The following is a 16,711-nucleotide window of genomic DNA, read 5'->3' as shown; positions in this document are numbered from 1 at the left end:
ATTCGAGAGGATGTGAAGAACTGGCTGGGCCAGTCTCTTTTTGGTATTGATTCATGCATTGGGAACAGGAAAAATAAATTGAGATTGAAATCATTGATTGGTATGGGAGTGGCGGCGTTGTTATTGGCTGCATGCGGTGGTGGTTCATCTTCGGCGCCAGAGAAACCTGTGGTGATCACGCCGCCGGACAGTGGTAATACGGTGCGTGGGTTCACTTTTGCTAGAAATGAAGCATTTTTTAATCTGACTCAGCAGCAGCGCCTGGAGCTGACGGCGTTGCCGGTTTTTGAGATTGCAGCACGTACCAGCAAGACGGCGCAGGTGCATTATGCGACCGAAAGCGGCGGCGGGATGCTGTCGGTTAGATGTTCGACACGCAGCAGTTGTGTTTCGGCGGGTACCGCGAATGTTGCACGCGTGGAATTGAGCGATAGCAGCCAACTGAGTTTGTGCAATGGCAGTGCTGGCTCACTTGGCGAAAGAGACGTTTATATTTGCATCGACTCCGAACCTTTCAGCGAGACAGAAATGAGCATTTACTTAAATGACGGCAAAATAATCAGGAAAACCTTGCGCTACAAACCTGCATAAATACGCATGCGCCACGTGTCGAGATGTTATTGGCACGTGGTATTTCGTGCCGTGCTCCAGTTGTTATTTCACTACATTGAGGCAGGGCCTGTGATGCCGCTTCCAACGAGGCCGGATTCTGGTTCTTGATCAAGAATCTACCCGTTCGTACATATGATGCCCGGTCCGCTACTACTTTGAGTAGATGCCGTCGTTTTCACTGAGCATGTCTCCCGCCAGGAAGGACACGACTATCTTCAGGTCCCTGGCGTCTTTTCTCCGTATTCGTCCATCCCGTCATTTTTTGCTCCTGACGCCCCTGCCGTTGTCGCATTACAACCTCCAAACTCCTTCAGCCGCCGATATCAAAATTGATATCGAAACAGTGGAAAAATTGATTGGAGAGATTATCTCCCAGCCCCTAAGATAAACGCCGAGCATGCGCACGACATGCAAGCAGCCTAAAAAATATCAATACAATATCTGGAGATTCATGATGCGCAACGCCACCGGCCCGCTCGCGGCCACTTTCCCTCGTCCATTCATGTTGAAGGCAGCCGTTGCGGCATTGGCCGGTATCGGCTTGCTGAGCACGGCTTCGGTCTGGGCGCAGGATGCGGTGGCGGCCGATGCCAGTGCCGAGCCTGCCGCGGAAGTGGCTGTCGTGACCGTCAGCGGCGTGCGCCGCTCGGCGCAAAATTCGCAGCAGATCAAGATGCGCTCGGACCAGGTCATCGATTCCATCGTGGCCGACGACATCGGCAAATTCCCTGACAACAATGTGGCCGAGACCCTGGCGCGCATTTCCGGCATCCAGATCCGCCGCGATTCGGGCGAGGCGAGCGCCGTCATGATCCGCGGCTTGCGCGATGTCACGACCCTGCTCAACGGCCGCGAGCTGTTCACGACGACGGGCCGCTACGTCAACCTGGCCGACATTCCCGCCACCATGCTGCAGCGCGTCGACGTGTACAAGTCGCAGGGCGCCGACCAGGTCGAAGGCGGCGTGGCCGGCATCATCGACGTGCGCACGAATCGCCCGTTCGACTTCAAGGATTTCACGGCCAGCGTCAACACGCGCGCCGTCTACAGCGACAAATCGAAAGCCACCGACCCGAACATCAGCGGCATGGTGGCGAACCGCTGGAAGACGGGCATCGGCGAAGTGGGCGCGCTGCTGGGCTTGTCGCAGCAGCAGCACCGTTACCATGAGGAACGCGCTTTCAGTACGGCGCCCGTGGATAAGAGTTTCCTGTCACCGGGCTTGACGGGGCCGGACCAGGTGGGCTTGTTGCCGATCAAGGGCGACCGCCGCCGCACGACCGCCAATGCCGTGCTGCAATGGCGTCCGAACGCCGACGTCGAACTGTACGCCGAAGGCATGGCGACGCGCTTCCTGCTCGACGCCGAGTCCGACTACTTTGTCGGCTTGCCCTGGTGGGGCACGCCCGTGTCGGCTACCAAGATTCCTGGCACCAACCAGCTGCAAACCCTGACCTCGACCAACGTCAACACCATCATGTCGACGCAGGCGAACAAGAACCAGACGAAGACGCACCAGTTTGCCGTGGGCGGCTTGTGGGATATCAACCCGGAATGGCGTTTCACGTCGGAAGTGGCCAGCACCAAAAGCACTTATAACTGGCGCAATCCGATTCTCGACGCCATCACCGTCGTGCCGAACGCCACCATCAATACCAACCAGAACGGCACCCTGCACGTCGACTACACGGGCATCGATCTGCAAGACCCGTCGAACTACTATCTGAAGGGCTTTTTCGACCGCTACGGCAAGGACCAGGGCAGCTCGAACGATGTGCGCGCCGACCTGGCGTACACGCCGGGCTCAGGCGGCATCTTCAAGGAAATCAGCGTGGGCGTGCGCGGCGTCAAGCGCGAAGCCGAATCGATCAAGAGTTTCGAAGGCAATGCGGAAGCACCGGACGTGTCCGGCGCCGCGTTTCCGTTTGGACGCCAGAGCGTGACCTCGATTCCGGGCCTCAATTGCCTGTCGGAATCGATGTCCGGCGGCGGCCCCGACTATGGCTTGAAGCAGTGGTACACGCCGTGCGCCAGCTTCCTGCTCAATAACACGGGCACCGTGCGCCAGGCCGTCACGGGCAGCAGCGCGGCGCGCGCCATGGACCCGGGTTCGTTCTTCAAGGATACGGAAAAGACGTATTCGATCTATGCCAAGGCGAAGGTCGCCTTCAAGCTGGGCGCCTACCCCGTCGACGGCACCGTGGGCGTGCGCGTCGTGCGCACGGAGCAAAGCCTGCAAGGCAATACTTCCGAGGATGGCGTGTACACGCCCGTCATCAGCGACACGGCCAGCACCGACGTGCTGCCGAGCGTGGCCCTGAAAATCAAGCTGCGCCCGGACCTGGTCGGCCGCTTCGCCGCGGGCCGCACCATCAGCCGCCCCGGCTTTTCCCAGCTGAACCCGGGCGTGGCCCTGGTCAACTCGACGGAAACGGTGAAGGCGACGGGTGCGGGCGGCAATCCGAACTTGAAACCGGTGACGGGCGACAATGTCGATGCCGCGCTGGAATGGTATTTCGCGCCGGCCGGTTCCGTGACGGCCACCGTGTTCCACCACAAGTTCGACGGCTATATCCAGCAACGCATTGCCAGCGAAACCATCGGTGGCAAGACCTACGACGTGGACCGTCCGTACAACACGGCTGCCGGCAAGCTGCAAGGCCTGGAAATCGGCTACCAGCAGTTTTATGACGGCTTGCCCGGCATCCTGAGCGGCCTGGGCCTGCAGGCGAACGGCACCTACATGAGCGGTACCACCGACGACGAGACGGGCAGCCATGCCATCACGGGCGTGTCGCGCTATGCCTACAACCTGGTGTTGCTGTACGAAAAAGATGCGTGGTCGGGCCGCCTGGCCTACAACTGGCGCTCGAAATTCATCGACAGCTACAACCAGGGCGGCCCCGGCCTGGACTTGAAAGTGGCGCCGACGGCCCAGCTCGACGGATCGCTGTCGTACAAGATCAACGAACAGTTCACGGTAACCCTCGATGGGAATAACTTGCTCGACACCAAGTTCAAGGATTACTGGAACGAGCCGGGCGTGTATGCGCGCGATACGCGTCGCTATGACCGGACAGTTGGCGTATCACTGCGCTGGAAAATGTAAAACGTCCATGGCTGCGTTGCATTGCCTCGCCGTACTCCTCGTACTGTCTTCGGCAACGCGCCTTGCCCTGAACGTTTTACATGAGTGAAAAAAGCAGTATCCAAGGGCGTTGCCATGGTTTCGGCCGGCAGCGCCCGTGTCAGTTGGACAGTCACGCACGATTCATCATCAAAAGAATGGACGGAAAGCATGGAGACGCAAAAATTATCCACCGTTGAAAAGGTCGGCTTCGGCGCCGGCGACATGGCGCTCAATGTCGTCATCTCGTCGATGATGTTGATCATTACCTTTTTCTATACCGATATCTATGGCTTGAAAACCACGGACCTGGCCCTGCTGTTCGTGGCCGTGAAAGTCATCGGCGCCATCGCCGACCTGGTCATGGGCCAGATCACCGACCGCTACAGCTTTGCTTCGGGCCGCTATCGCCCATATCTGCTGTGGCTGGCCGTGCCGTACGGCGTCAGCGTCTTCTTCGTCTTCAGCACGCCCGAGTGGCAGTATGACGCCAAGCTGATCTGGGCATATTCGACGTATATCCTGATGACCATCATGACGGCCGGTGTGGGCATCCCCTATATTTCCCTGATCAGCGGCTTGACCAGCGACCCGCAGGACCGCCTGTCGGCCAACGGCTACCGCCTGTTCTTCGCCAAGATCGGCGCCTTCATGGTGACCATCGTCGTGCCTATCCTGTCGCAGCGCTGGGGCGGCGGCAACCCGGCCGTCGGCTACCAGGCGGCCATGGCCGTGATGGCCGTCATGGGTGTGGCCCTGTTCCTGTTCTGCTATTTCTCCACCACCGAGCGCGTGGTGCACGTGGTGGAAAAGCAATCGTTGCTGGAACAGTTGAAAGTGCTGCTGCAGAACGACCAGTGGCTGGTGCTGTGCGGCGTGTGCGTTACGGGCACCATCGGTTATGTGGTGCGCGGCTCCGTCGCCATTTATTACGCGAAATACTATCTGGGTGGCAGCACGGAAACGGTGGCCGCCTTTTTGACCACGGGCGTGGTGGCCGCCATCCTGGCCATGATCGCCTCGACCTGGATCACCAAGTTCTACTGCAAGGTCAAGCTGTTCCGCTACACGCAGATCGGTGTCGCACTGATCAGCCTGGCGATCTATTTCTTCGTGAAGCCGAGCGATACCGTGCTGGCCTTCGCCCTGTATTTCCTGCTCTCCTTTGTCGTGGACTTGCATGCGCCCGTGTTCTGGTCGGCCATCGCGGAAACCATCGATTACGGTCAAGTCAAGACGGGCAAGCGCGTCTCCGGCTTCGCCTTTGGCGGCATTTCCGTCTGCCAGAAGGCGGGCATGGCGGTGGCGGGCGGCCTGGTGGGCGTGCTGCTCGCGTATTTCGACTACCAGCCCAACCATGAACAAACGCAATTCGCCCTGAACGGCATCGCCCTGATGCTGTCGATCATCCCCGGCTTCTTCCACCTGTTGATGGGCTTGCTGATGTTCAAGTACCGCATCAGCGACAGCTATTACACGGGCGTGAAAACCGAAATGCACAAGCGCGGCTACGTGGCTGCGTAAGAATAATTGAATGGAGTAAGCAACATGGCAGACGTCTTGAAACCGCTGATCGAACAGCGCGCCGACCCGCATATCTACCGCCACAGCGACGGCTATTATTACTTTACGGCCTCCGTGCCGCAGTACGACCGCATCGAACTGCGCCGCGCCGACAGCATCGCCGGCCTGGCCGACGCGCAAACGGTCGACGTGTGGCACAAGCCGGAGTCTGGCCCGTACAGCGAGCTGGTGTGGGCGCCCGAGCTGCATTTCAACCAGGGCGCCTGGTATGTGTATTTCGCCGCCGCGCCGAGCCGCGAAATCAAACATAAACTGTTCCAGCACCGCATGTATGCGATCCGCAATGCCAACGCCAACCCCTTGGAAGGCGAATGGGAATTCATGGGCCAGATCGACACGGGCATCGACACCTTCTGCCTGGACGCCACCACGTTCGAACACGACGGCGTGCTGTACTACCTGTGGGCGCAGAAGGATGTCGCGATCGAGGGCAATTCGAACCTGTACATCGCACCGATGGCCACGCCGTGGCAGCTGGCCGGCCCGCCGGTGATGCTGAGCAAGCCGGAATTCGACTGGGAAATCCGCGGCTTCTGGGTCAACGAGGGACCCTCCGTGCTGAAACGCAATGGCAAGATCTTCATCAGCTATTCGGCCAGCGCCACCGATGAAAACTATGCGATGGGCCTGCTGTGGGCCGATGACACGGCCGACCTGCTCGATCCGGCGGCGTGGACGAAGTCGCCCGAACCCGTGTTTGCCACCTGCTACGAGCACGGCATCTACGGCCCCGGCCACAACAGCTTTACGACGGCCGCCGATGGCGACGGCGTGTTGCTGGTGTACCATGCCCGCACCTACACGGAAATCGTCGGCGACCCGCTGTGGAACCCGGACCGCCACACGTTTGTCAAACCGCTGCGCTGGGATGCGCAGGGCATGCCCGTGTTTGGCCGCTCATCGACCCTGTAATCTTCCGGACCCGACGCCATGACCCCAGTTGATTCTGTTTCAGTGACGCCAGCGCCGTTCGGCGTCCTGCCCGATGGCCAGCAAGTGACGGCCTTTACCCTGACGAACCGCCAGGGCATGCAGGTGAAAGTGCTCGACTTTGGCGCCATCATCAGCGAAATCCACGTGCCTGACCGCGACGGCACGTTTGCCGACGTGGTGCTCGGTTTCGATCGCCTTGAACCGTATCTGCACAACAGCGCTTTCCTGGGCGCCGTCATCGGCCGTTACGGCAACCGCATCGCCGCGGGCCGTTTCAGTCTCGACGGCAAGGATTACCAGCTGGCCGTGAATAACCCGCCCAATCACTTGCATGGCGGCAACCAGGGCTTTCACCAGGTCATGTGGCAAGCCGCGCCGTTCGCGAACGATGACGCGGTGGGCATCACGTTCACGCGCAGCAGCCCGGACGGCGAGGATGGCTACCCGGGCAAGCTCGACGTCACGCTGACCTATGAACTGGACAACGACAATGCGCTGAGCTTGCGCTACCACGCCGTCACGGACCAGGCCACGCCCGTCAACTTGACCAACCACAGCTATTTCAATCTGGCGGGGCAGGGCACCATCCTCGGCCACGAGGTGGCGATCAACGCGGACCGCTACCTGCCCGTCGATGCGGGGTCTATCCCCACGGGGGAACTGGCGGACGTGGCGGGCACGCCGTTCGACTTGCGCCAGAGTACCGTCATCGGCGACAACATAGCCCTGCCGCATGAACAGCTGCGTATCGGCCGCGGCTACGACCATAACTTCGTGCTGAATCAACAGCCGGGGCAGTTGCTGAACCTAGCCGCCACCGTGCGCGAGCCGCAATCGGGCAGGGTGATGCAGGTGTACACGCAGGAGCCGGGCATTCAGTTTTATTCGGGCAATTTCCTCGACGGCAGCCAGCACGGCAAGCAGGGCGCCATCGCCTACCGTGGCGCGCTGTGCCTGGAAACCCAGCATTTTCCCGATTCGCCGAACCAGTCGCAGTTCCCGAACACCATCCTGCGCCCGGGCGAGGTGTATCAGACGGAGACCGTGTACCGCTTTTCCGCCGAGTAATCGTCGCAGCCATAACAGCCCACGCCCTGCCGCCACGCGCCCGCAGGGCGTTTTCATTGGTGCATTCCGATATCGTTTTCGATATCGGAACGCATTAAAAATTGATTGGAAAGGCATGGCAGGATTCTTTAGTATTCCAACATCGCTGCCCGGGCCGACGACATTAGATCCGGCATGGCACAACCAGGAGAATGGCATGTCTGAGACAAAAAAGAAGGTAGCCCTGCGCTCCGCCGAGTGGTTCGGCTCGCAGGACAAGAACGGCTTCATGTACCGCAGCTGGATGAAAAACCAGGGCATACCTGACCACGAATTTCACGGCAAGCCCATCATCGGCATCTGCAATACCTGGTCCGAACTGACGCCCTGCAACGCGCATTTCCGCCAGCTGGCCGAACACGTCAAGCGCGGCATCCTGGAAGCGGGCGGTTTCCCCGTGGAATTCCCCGTCTTCTCGAACGGCGAATCGAATCTGCGCCCGACCGCCATGCTGACGCGCAACCTGGCCTCGATGGACGTGGAAGAGTCGATCCGCGGCAATCCGATGGACGCCGTCGTGCTGCTGGTCGGCTGCGACAAGACCACGCCAGCGCTGCTGATGGGCGCGGCCAGCGTCGACATTCCCACCATCGTCGTCAGCGGCGGCCCCATGCTGAACGGCAAGCTGAACGGCAAGGACATCGGTTCCGGCACGGCCGTATGGCAGCTGCACGAGCAGATGAAGGCCGGATCGATCACCCTGCACCAGTTCATGTCGGCCGAATCGGGCATGTCGCGCTCGGCCGGTACCTGCAACACCATGGGCACGGCCTCGACCATGGCCAGCATGGCCGAAGCGCTGGGCACGTCCCTGCCGCACAACGCGGCCATCCCCGCCGTCGATTCGCGCCGCTACGTGCTGGCGCACATGTCGGGCATCCGCATCGTTGAAATGGTGCACGAAGACCTGCGCCTGTCGAAAGTGCTGACGCGCGAGGCGTTTGAAAACGCCATCAAGGTCAACGCGGCCATCGGCGGCTCGACCAATGCCGTGATCCACCTGAAGGCGATTGCCGGACGCATCGGCGTGCCGCTGGAACTGGAAGACTGGACCAAGGTGGGCCGGGGCACGCCGACCATCGTCGACCTGCTGCCGTCGGGCCGTTTCCTGATGGAAGAGTTTTACTACGCGGGCGGCTTGCCGGCCGTGATACGCCGCTTGGGCGAGGGCGATTTGCTGCCGCACAAGAATGCGCTGACCGTCAACGGCAAGTCGATCTGGGACAACTGCGTCGAAGCGCCGATCTACAACGATGAAGTCGTGCGCACCCTGGACAATCCATTGCTGGCCGATGGCGGCATCTGCGTGCTGCGCGGCAACCTGGCGCCACGCGGCGCCGTGCTGAAACCGTCGGCCGCCTCGCCGCATTTGATGCAGCACCGGGGCAAGGCCGTCGTCTTCGAGGATTTCGAGCACTATAAATCGCGCATCCTCGATCCGGACCTCGACGTCGATGCGAACTCCGTGCTGGTGATGAAAAATTGCGGCCCGAAAGGTTATCCGGGCATGGCCGAAGTGGGCAACATGGGCTTGCCGCCGAAACTGCTGGCGCAAGGCATCACCGACATGGTGCGCATCTCGGATGCGCGCATGAGCGGCACGGCCTATGGCACCGTCGTGCTGCACGTGGCGCCGGAAGCCATGGCGGGCGGCCCGCTGGGCATTGTGAAAGATGGCGACATGATCGCCCTCGATTGCCACGCCGGCAGCCTGAACATCGACATCAGCGACGCGGAAATCGCCGAGCGCCTGGCGGCCCGCGAACTGGGCAGCGCGCCCGGACCGAAGAGCGGCTACCAGCAGCTGTACATCGAACACGTGTTGCAGGCCGACGAAGGCTGCGATTTCGACTTCCTGGTCGGCAATCGCGGTTCCGCCGTGCCGCGCCACTCACACTAAGCGGAGACCATTATGCTGTTGCTGCAATTTACGAATGAAAACGGCGGCCGCCTCGTCGGCCTGCTGCAAGACGACCAGATCCGCGTCATCGAAGGCTACAACACGACGTATGCGCTGGCGCAAGACGCCATCCGCAAGCGTATCAATCTGGCGGAACTGGTGAACGCCAGCGTCGGCAATACCACGCATGCGTATGCGGACGTGGCCGCCAGCGGCCGTTTGCTGGCGCCCCTCGACCACGCCGATGAAGCGCACTGCTACGTGACGGGCACGGGCCTGACCCATCTGGGCAGCGCCGGCGCACGCGACGCGATGCACAAGAAGATCGGCGGCGATGCGGAATCGCTGAGCGACTCGATGAAAATGTTCCGTCTGGGCGTGGAAGGCGGCAAGCCCGCCGACGGCACGGCCGGCGCCCAGCCCGAGTGGTTTTACAAGGGCGATGGCTCCATCGTGCGCGCTGGCGGCCAGCCCCTGCGCATGCCGGACTTCGCCCTCGATGGCGGCGAAGAGCCGGAAATCGCCGGCCTGTACGTGATCGGCGACGACGGCCAGCCCTACCGGGTCGGCTACGCCATCGGCAATGAATTCTCGGATCACGTGACGGAACGCCAGAACTATCTGTACCTGGCCCACTCGAAGCTGCGCGTCTGCAGCGTGGGCCCGGCCCTGCTGGTGGGCGAATTACCCGCGCATATCGCCGGCACCTCGCGCGTGCTCGATGCCGCCGGCAATGTGCGCTGGGAAAAAGCGTTCGTCAGCGGCGAAGACAATATGTCGCACACGATCGCCAACCTCGAGCACCATCACTTCAAGTATCCGCTGTTCAAGCGCCCTGGCGACGTGCACGTGCACTTCTTCGGCACGGCCACCCTGAGCTTTGCCGATGGCGTGAGCGTGGCGCCGGGCGAAACCTTTGAAATCGAAGCGCCGGCCTTTGGTCCTGCCCTGCGCAACCGCCTCGACGTCTTCCCAACCGAATTTGCGAAAGTGAGCACATTATGAGTTTCAATATCACCGGTGATGCATTGATCGGCGGCGTCGCCGTCAAGGGCAATGGCGGCTCCTTCGAAGCGTGGGACCCGGCCGCGCGCGCGCACATCGCGCCCGCCTTCCACATGGTTGACGTAGCGCAAATCGACGCAGCCTGCCGCCTGGCGCAAGCCGCATTCGACCCGTTTCGCGCCACTACGGATGCGGAACGTGCCGACTTTCTCGACACCATCGCCGCGCAAATCCTGGAACTGGGCGACGAGCTGATCGTGCGCGCCATGACGGAAAGCGGCTTGCCGCGCGCGCGCCTGGAAGGTGAACGCGGCCGCACCGTGGGTCAATTAAAACTGTTCGCGGGCTTGCTGCGCGAAGGATCGTGGACCGATGCGCGCATCGATTCGGCTTTGCCCGACCGCGTGCCGCCGCGTCCTGACTTGCGTTTGCGCATGATCGGCCTGGGTCCCGTCGCCGTGTTTGCGGCCAGTAACTTCCCGCTGGCCTTCTCCGTGGCGGGCGGCGATACGGCCTCGGCCTTGGCTGCCGGCTGCCCTGTCGTCCTGAAAGCCCATTCGGCCCATCCGGGCACGTCCGAACTGGTGGCGCGCGCCATCGTCAAGGCGATTGAACTCTGCAAGCTGCCGGCGGGCGTGTTCGCCTTGCTGACGGGCACGGGCAACGGTATCGGCCAGGCGCTGGTGGCCCATCCGGCCATCCAGGCCGTGGGCTTTACGGGTTCGCGTTCGGGCGGTATCGCCCTGATGAAGGTGGCGGCGGAACGCCCGCAGCCGATCCCCGTGTATGCGGAAATGAGCAGCATCAACCCCGTGTTCGTGCTGCCGCAAGCCTTGGCTGCCCGTGGCGCGGCGATCGCCAGCGGTTTTGCCGCCTCGCTGACGATGGGCGTGGGCCAGTTCTGCACCAATCCCGGCCTCGTGCTGGGCCTGGAAGGTCCTGACTTCACGGCCTTTGCCGCCGCTGCCGCCGAAGCGCTGGCACCGGCCCCGGCCGCCACCATGTTGACAGCCGGTATCGCCAGCAGCTATGCCAAGGGCGTCGCCGCGCTGGCGCAGCACGCCGATGTGACGCCGCTGGTGCAAAACACGGGGGAGGAAGGCAAGGGCGCCGCCGCCCTGTTCGTCACCTCGGGCGAGGCCTTCCTGGCCAGGCACGATTTGCGCGATGAAGTCTTCGGCCCGGCTTCCTTGCTGGTGGCGTGCCGCGACATCGAGCAATTGCTGGCGATCACGGAAAGCCTGGAAGGCCAGCTGACGGCCACCCTGCAGATGGATGCGGGCGACCTGGACAATGCTCGCCGCCTGCTGCCTGTGCTGGAACGCCGCGTGGGCCGCATTCTGGCCAACGGTTTCCCGACCGGGGTGGAAGTGTCGACGGCCATGGTGCACGGCGGCCCGTTCCCGGCCACGTCGGACGGCCGCAGCACCTCCGTGGGCACGGCGGCCATCAACCGCTTCCTGCGTCCCGTGTCCTACCAGAACCTGCTGCAGGACTTGCTGCCGGAGTCGCTGCGCGACGATAATCCGCTGGGGATCTGGCGCCGCAAGGATGGCGTTCTCGGCAAGGAGTAAAAACCTGCTGCGCGGCGGGGCCGATGGCCTTGCCGCGCCAGCTTGCGTTGCACGTTGTACATAAAAAATAAACAGGTGGAGACAAGATGAAGCAATTGGCGAAATATGGCAGCTTGCAGGGCAAGCGCGTGTTCATCACGGGCGGCGGCAGCGGTATCGGCGAATCTTTGGTGGCGGAATTTGCCGCCCAGGGCGCGCTGGTGGCGTTTGTCGACATCGCCGTGGAAGCGAGCGAGGCCCTGTGCCGCCGCCTGGCTGAAGCGGGCCTGACGGCGCCACTGTTCCGCTATTGCGACATCACGGATATTCCATCCTTGCAAGCCGTCATGGCGGAACTGGCGCAGAAGCTGGGCGACTTCGATATCCTCGTGAACAATGCCGCCAACGACCAGCGCCACCAGGCGCAGGACGTCACCCTGGAATACTGGAACGAGCGCATTGCGATCAATCAACGTCCCATGTTCTTCACCTGCCAGGCCGTCTTCGAGGGCATGAAGCGCAGGGGCGGCGGCTCCATCATCAACGTCAGCTCGATTTCCTGGCACATGAAGTCGGGCGGCTACCCTGTGTATGCCACCACCAAGGCGGCCGTCGTGGGCCTCACGCGGGGCCTGGCGCGCGATTACGGCGCCCACAATATCCGCGTCAACACGGTCACGCCCGGCTGGGTCATGACGCAGCGTCAGATCGACCTGTGGGTCGATGACGCAGCGGAAGCGGAAATCAAGAAAAGCCAGTGCTTGCCCAGCAAGCTGATGCCGCAGGACATCGCCGCCATGGTGCTGTTCCTCGCCTCCGATGACGGCGCGATGTGCTCCAGCCAAGAATTCATCGTCGATGCCGGCTGGGTTTGACAAAACGTCCAGGGCGTTGTTGCAGCGTCTCGCCGTACTGGCGTACTGTCTTCGACGCTGCGCCTAGCCCTGGGCGTTTTGTCGGGCGCGGGCTTTTCCGCAGCCACCCCTTCCTTTGAAATACCGCTCTTGCCGCCCCTACCCCGCGGCAGGAGAGGCATCGCCATTCCAGATTGCGCCGGGGTTGACCCCGGCCCTTGCTTTTCACTCAAAAACAGGAGACAGCATGAAATTCATCCATACCAGCATCGTGGCCTTCAGCCTGGCCGCCGGCAGCGCCTTTGCCGCGCCCGTCAACGTCACCATCGACGCGGCCAAGCCCGGTTCCGTGATCAACAAGAACATCTACGGCCAGTTCGCCGAACACCTGGGCACCGGCATCTACGAAGGCATGTGGGTGGGGCCGGAGTCCAGCATTCCGAACACCAAGGGCTGGCGCAATGACGTGCTGGGCGCGCTGAAACAGTTGCACGTGCCGCTGGTGCGCTGGCCGGGCGGCTGCTTTGCCGATGAATACCACTGGAAGGATGGCATCGGCGCGCGCGAGAAGCGCCCGACCAAGGTCAATACCAACTGGGGCGGTGTGGAAGAGTCGAACGCCGTCGGCACGCATGAATTCTTCGACCTGGCCGAGTTGCTGGGTGCACAGACCTATATCAACGGCAACCTCGGTTCCGGCACGCCGCAGGAAATGTCCGAATGGCTCGAATACATGACGTCGGACAGCAAATCCACCCTGGCCGAGCTGCGCCGCAAGAATGGCCGCGCGCAGCCGTACAAGGTCGATTACTTCGGCATCGGCAATGAAGCCTGGGGTTGCGGCGGCAACATGCGCCCGCAGTACTATGCCGACCTGTACAAGCACTATCACACCTTCATGAAGACGCCGGAAAGCGCGCGCCCGAAATTCATCGCCAGCGGCGGCAATGACGACGACATCAGCTGGTCCAGCACCCTGAGCCGCGAAATCAAGCCGAACATGATGGATGCCATCAGTTTCCACTACTACACGGTGCCGACCGGTGTGTGGGAAAAGAAGGGCGCCGCCACGGGCTTTGGTGAAAATGAGTGGATTTCCACCCTGAGCCGCACCCTGCGCATCGATAGCTTGATCAAGAACAATCTCGCCGCCATCGACAAGAACGACCCGTCGAAAAAGACGGGTTTGTACGTCGATGAATGGGGCACCTGGTACGACGTGGAACCGGGCACCAACACGGGTTTCCTGTTCCAGCAAAACAGCTTGCGCGATGCGCTGGTCGCTGCCTTGAACTTCAATATCTTCCATGCCCATGCGGACCGCGTGCGCATGACGAATATCGCGCAAATGGTCAACGTACTGCAGGCGATGATCATCACGGACAAGGATAGCTATTTCCTCACGCCTACGTATCACGCGTTTGAAATGTACGTGCCGTTCCAGGATGCCACCTCGCTGCCGGTCGCTATTCAAGGCAATGGCAAGTACAGTCTGGGCAAGGTCAGCATTCCTGAAGTGAGCGCCTCGGCCGCGCGCGCCAAGGATGGCAAGGTGTATCTGTCGCTGGTCAACACGAATCCGCACAAGGCTGTCGACGTGAGCGTGGCGCTGGCCGGCAAGCCAGTGGCCAAGGTAACGGGCCGCGTGCTGACCGCAGGCAAGATGGATGCCGTCAACAGCTTTGCGCAACCGCAAGCCGTGCAGCCGGTGGCGTTCAATGCCCAGGCGCAGGGCGGCAAGCTGACCGTGTCGGTGCCTGCCAAGGCCGTGGTGGTGGTTGCTGTCGAATAAGCTTTTCGCCACTTGTCATTCATCGGGCCGGCCTGCATGATGGACCGGCCCGTTCATATTGGAGAACACGATGCACTTATTGACACGCGGCGCGGCCGCCATCCTGAGCACCCTGGCGATCATGGCTGCCGCGCATGCGGCCCAGGTCAGCGTGCACGACCCCGTGATGGCCAAGGAAGGCGACACGTATTATCTGTACAGCACGGGCCCCGGCATCACCTTCTACAGCTCGAAGAACATGCGCGACTGGCAGCCGGAAGGGCGCGTCTTCGCGGGCCAGCCGACCTGGGCCAAGACGGCCGCGCCGTCGTTTGACGACCATATCTGGGCGCCCGACGTCCAGTTCCATGACGGCAAGTATTACCTGTACTACTCGGTGTCCGGCTTCGGCAAGAACACCTCCGGCATCGGCGTGACCGTCAACAGCACCCTGAATCCCCGCTCGCCCGATTACCGCTGGGTCGACCAGGGCATGCTGCTGCAATCGGTGCCCGAGCGCGACGAGTGGAACGCCATCGATTCGAACATCATCACCGATGCCAAGGGCACGCCGTGGATGGCCTTCGGCTCGTTCTGGAACGGCATCAAGCTGGTGAAACTGACGTCCGACTGGACCCGTATTGCGGAACCGCAGGAGTGGCACTCGCTGGCGCGCCGCGCGCCGCTGCCGCCACGGGCGGGCGAATTCAAGCCCGCACCGGAAGAAATCGAGGCGCCGTTCATCTTCCAGCGCGGCAACGATTACTTCCTGTTCGTCTCCTGGGGTTTGTGCTGCCAGAAGGAAAAAAGCACCTACCACCTGGCCGTGGGCCGTTCCAGGAGCGTGACGGGGCCGTATCTGGACAAGGATGGCCGCGACATGGCGCAGGGCGGCGGCACGGTGGTCTTGAAAGGCGACAAGGATTGGCGGGGCCTGGGCCACAACAGCGCCTACACGTTTGACGGCAAGGATTATCTGGTGCTGCACGCCTACGAGACGGCGGACAACTATTTGCAGAAGCTCAAGATCCTGCCCATGACGTGGGACAAGGAGGGCTGGCCGCAGGTGGACCCGCGCGACTTGAATCGCTACCAGAGCCGCGAATTGCCGGCCGCCACACCCTGAGGGGGCGGGGATGTGCGCCAGGTGATACGCAAATCGGTATCGCAAGCGAAAAAGAATTGATTGGATGGCTATGTTGCTTTCTCCTACCATGGGTTCATAAAAAACCGCCCATCCGGCATCCGGCTGTGATGGTATTCCAATAAAAAACTGGAGACAAGAATGACATTGAGCCGCCGCACCCTCCTCGCCAGCGCCATGCTGCTGGCCTTTTCCGCCACCACCTTCGCTACCTCGTCCGCGTTTGCCGCCAAGCCCCTCGTCATGGGCTTTTCGCAGGTCGGCGCCGAGAGCGAATGGCGCACTGCCAATACCGTCTCCATCAAGGAGGCGGCTAAGAAAGACGGCGTCACCCTGAAATTTGCCGATGCGCAGCAAAAACAGGAAAACCAGGTCAAGGCCCTGCGCTCGTTCATCGCGCAAAAAGTCGACGTGATAGCCTTCTCGCCGGTCGTGGAATCGGGCTGGGATACGGTGCTGCGCGAAGCCAAGGCTGCCAAGATTCCCGTCATCCTGACGGACCGCGCCGTCAACGTGGCCGACAAGTCGCTGTACGTGACCTTCATCGGTTCCGACTTCGTGGAAGAGGGCCGCCGCGCCGGTCAATGGCTGCTCGAGTACGCCAAGAAAACCCCGGATGCGCAACTGAACATCGTCGAACTGCAAGGCACGGTCGGTTCCGCGCCGGCCATCGACCGCAAGGAAGGCTTCCAGGAAGTCATCGGCAAGAATCCCAAGCTGAAGATCATCCGTTCGCAAACGGGCGACTTTACGCGCGCCAAGGGCAAGGAAGTGATGGAAGCGTTCCTCAAGGCCGAAGGCAAGAAGATCAACGTCTTGTATGCGCACAATGACGACATGGCCATCGGCGCCATCCAGGCCATCGAAGAAGCGGGCATGAAGCCGGGCAAGGACATCATCATCATCTCGATCGATGGCGTCAAAGGCGCGTTCGAGGCCATGATCGCCGGCAAGCTGAACGTCACCGTCGAGTGCAGCCCGCTGCTGGGCCCGCAACTGATGTCCATCGCCCGCGATGTGGTGGCCGGCAAGCCCGTGCCGGCGCGCATCACGACGGTGGAAGGCGTGTTCCCTGCCGAGGTGGCCGCCAAGGAATTTCCGAACCGTAAGTACTAAGCTTG

Annotated in this window: 12 protein-coding genes; all 12 read left to right on the top strand. The window is 61.6% G+C overall.

Annotated elements, in window-relative coordinates:
* The first annotated feature begins 12 nt into the window (after nucleotides 1-12).
* Nucleotides 13-591 (top strand): hypothetical protein, encoded by a 579-nt coding sequence (locus ACQ4WQ_RS14715; RefSeq protein ID WP_436498022.1) that lies wholly within the window; start codon nucleotides 13-15, stop codon nucleotides 589-591.
* Nucleotides 592-1,063: 472 nt separating this feature from the next.
* Nucleotides 1,064-3,721, top strand: a complete 2,658-nt coding sequence (locus ACQ4WQ_RS14710; protein WP_436498020.1) for a TonB-dependent receptor — start codon at nucleotides 1,064-1,066, stop codon at nucleotides 3,719-3,721.
* Between the two features lie 189 nt (nucleotides 3,722-3,910).
* Nucleotides 3,911-5,263, top strand: a complete 1,353-nt coding sequence (locus ACQ4WQ_RS14705; RefSeq protein WP_326457912.1) for an MFS transporter — start codon at nucleotides 3,911-3,913, stop codon at nucleotides 5,261-5,263.
* Nucleotides 5,264-5,287: 24 nt separating this feature from the next.
* Nucleotides 5,288-6,235 carry a glycoside hydrolase family 43 protein gene (locus ACQ4WQ_RS14700; protein WP_436498018.1) on the top strand — a complete coding sequence of 316 codons (948 nt, stop codon included), beginning with the start codon at nucleotides 5,288-5,290 and terminating at the stop codon, nucleotides 6,233-6,235.
* Between the two features lie 18 nt (nucleotides 6,236-6,253).
* Nucleotides 6,254-7,324 carry an aldose epimerase family protein gene (locus tag ACQ4WQ_RS14695; RefSeq protein ID WP_436498016.1) on the top strand — a complete coding sequence of 357 codons (1,071 nt, stop codon included), beginning with the start codon at nucleotides 6,254-6,256 and terminating at the stop codon, nucleotides 7,322-7,324.
* Between the two features lie 196 nt (nucleotides 7,325-7,520).
* A complete protein-coding gene (locus tag ACQ4WQ_RS14690; protein WP_436498014.1) occupies nucleotides 7,521-9,263 on the top strand; it encodes an IlvD/Edd family dehydratase in 1,743 nt (580 codons plus the stop codon).
* Between the two features lie 12 nt (nucleotides 9,264-9,275).
* Nucleotides 9,276-10,268 (top strand): AraD1 family protein, encoded by a 993-nt coding sequence (araD1, locus tag ACQ4WQ_RS14685; RefSeq protein WP_436498012.1) that lies wholly within the window; start codon nucleotides 9,276-9,278, stop codon nucleotides 10,266-10,268.
* Nucleotides 10,265-11,842, top strand: a complete 1,578-nt coding sequence (locus ACQ4WQ_RS14680; protein WP_436498010.1) for an aldehyde dehydrogenase (NADP(+)) — start codon at nucleotides 10,265-10,267, stop codon at nucleotides 11,840-11,842. Before araD1 ends, ACQ4WQ_RS14680 begins: the two co-directional genes overlap by 4 nt.
* A gap of 86 nt (nucleotides 11,843-11,928) precedes the next feature.
* Nucleotides 11,929-12,696, top strand: coding sequence for an SDR family NAD(P)-dependent oxidoreductase (locus ACQ4WQ_RS14675; RefSeq protein WP_436498008.1), 768 nt, complete (start codon nucleotides 11,929-11,931; stop codon nucleotides 12,694-12,696).
* A 226-nt stretch (nucleotides 12,697-12,922) separates the two neighbouring features.
* Nucleotides 12,923-14,467 carry an alpha-N-arabinofuranosidase gene (locus ACQ4WQ_RS14670; protein ID WP_436498006.1) on the top strand — a complete coding sequence of 515 codons (1,545 nt, stop codon included), beginning with the start codon at nucleotides 12,923-12,925 and terminating at the stop codon, nucleotides 14,465-14,467.
* 70 nt (nucleotides 14,468-14,537) lie between these two features.
* A complete protein-coding gene (locus ACQ4WQ_RS14665) occupies nucleotides 14,538-15,572 on the top strand; it encodes an arabinan endo-1,5-alpha-L-arabinosidase (RefSeq protein ID WP_436498004.1) in 1,035 nt (344 codons plus the stop codon).
* A gap of 159 nt (nucleotides 15,573-15,731) precedes the next feature.
* Nucleotides 15,732-16,706: an ABC transporter substrate-binding protein gene (locus tag ACQ4WQ_RS14660; RefSeq protein ID WP_326458927.1), complete on the top strand. Its 975-nt coding sequence runs from the start codon at nucleotides 15,732-15,734 to the stop codon at nucleotides 16,704-16,706.
* Nucleotides 16,707-16,711 lie beyond the last annotated feature (5 nt).

Origin of the sequence: Janthinobacterium goodfellowi (assembly GCF_051380695.1) — a bacterium.
Classification (GTDB): domain Bacteria; phylum Pseudomonadota; class Gammaproteobacteria; order Burkholderiales; family Burkholderiaceae_D; genus Janthinobacterium.
Note: the sequence above shows the minus strand (reverse complement) of the source record. Positions and strands in the feature narration are given on the sequence as shown.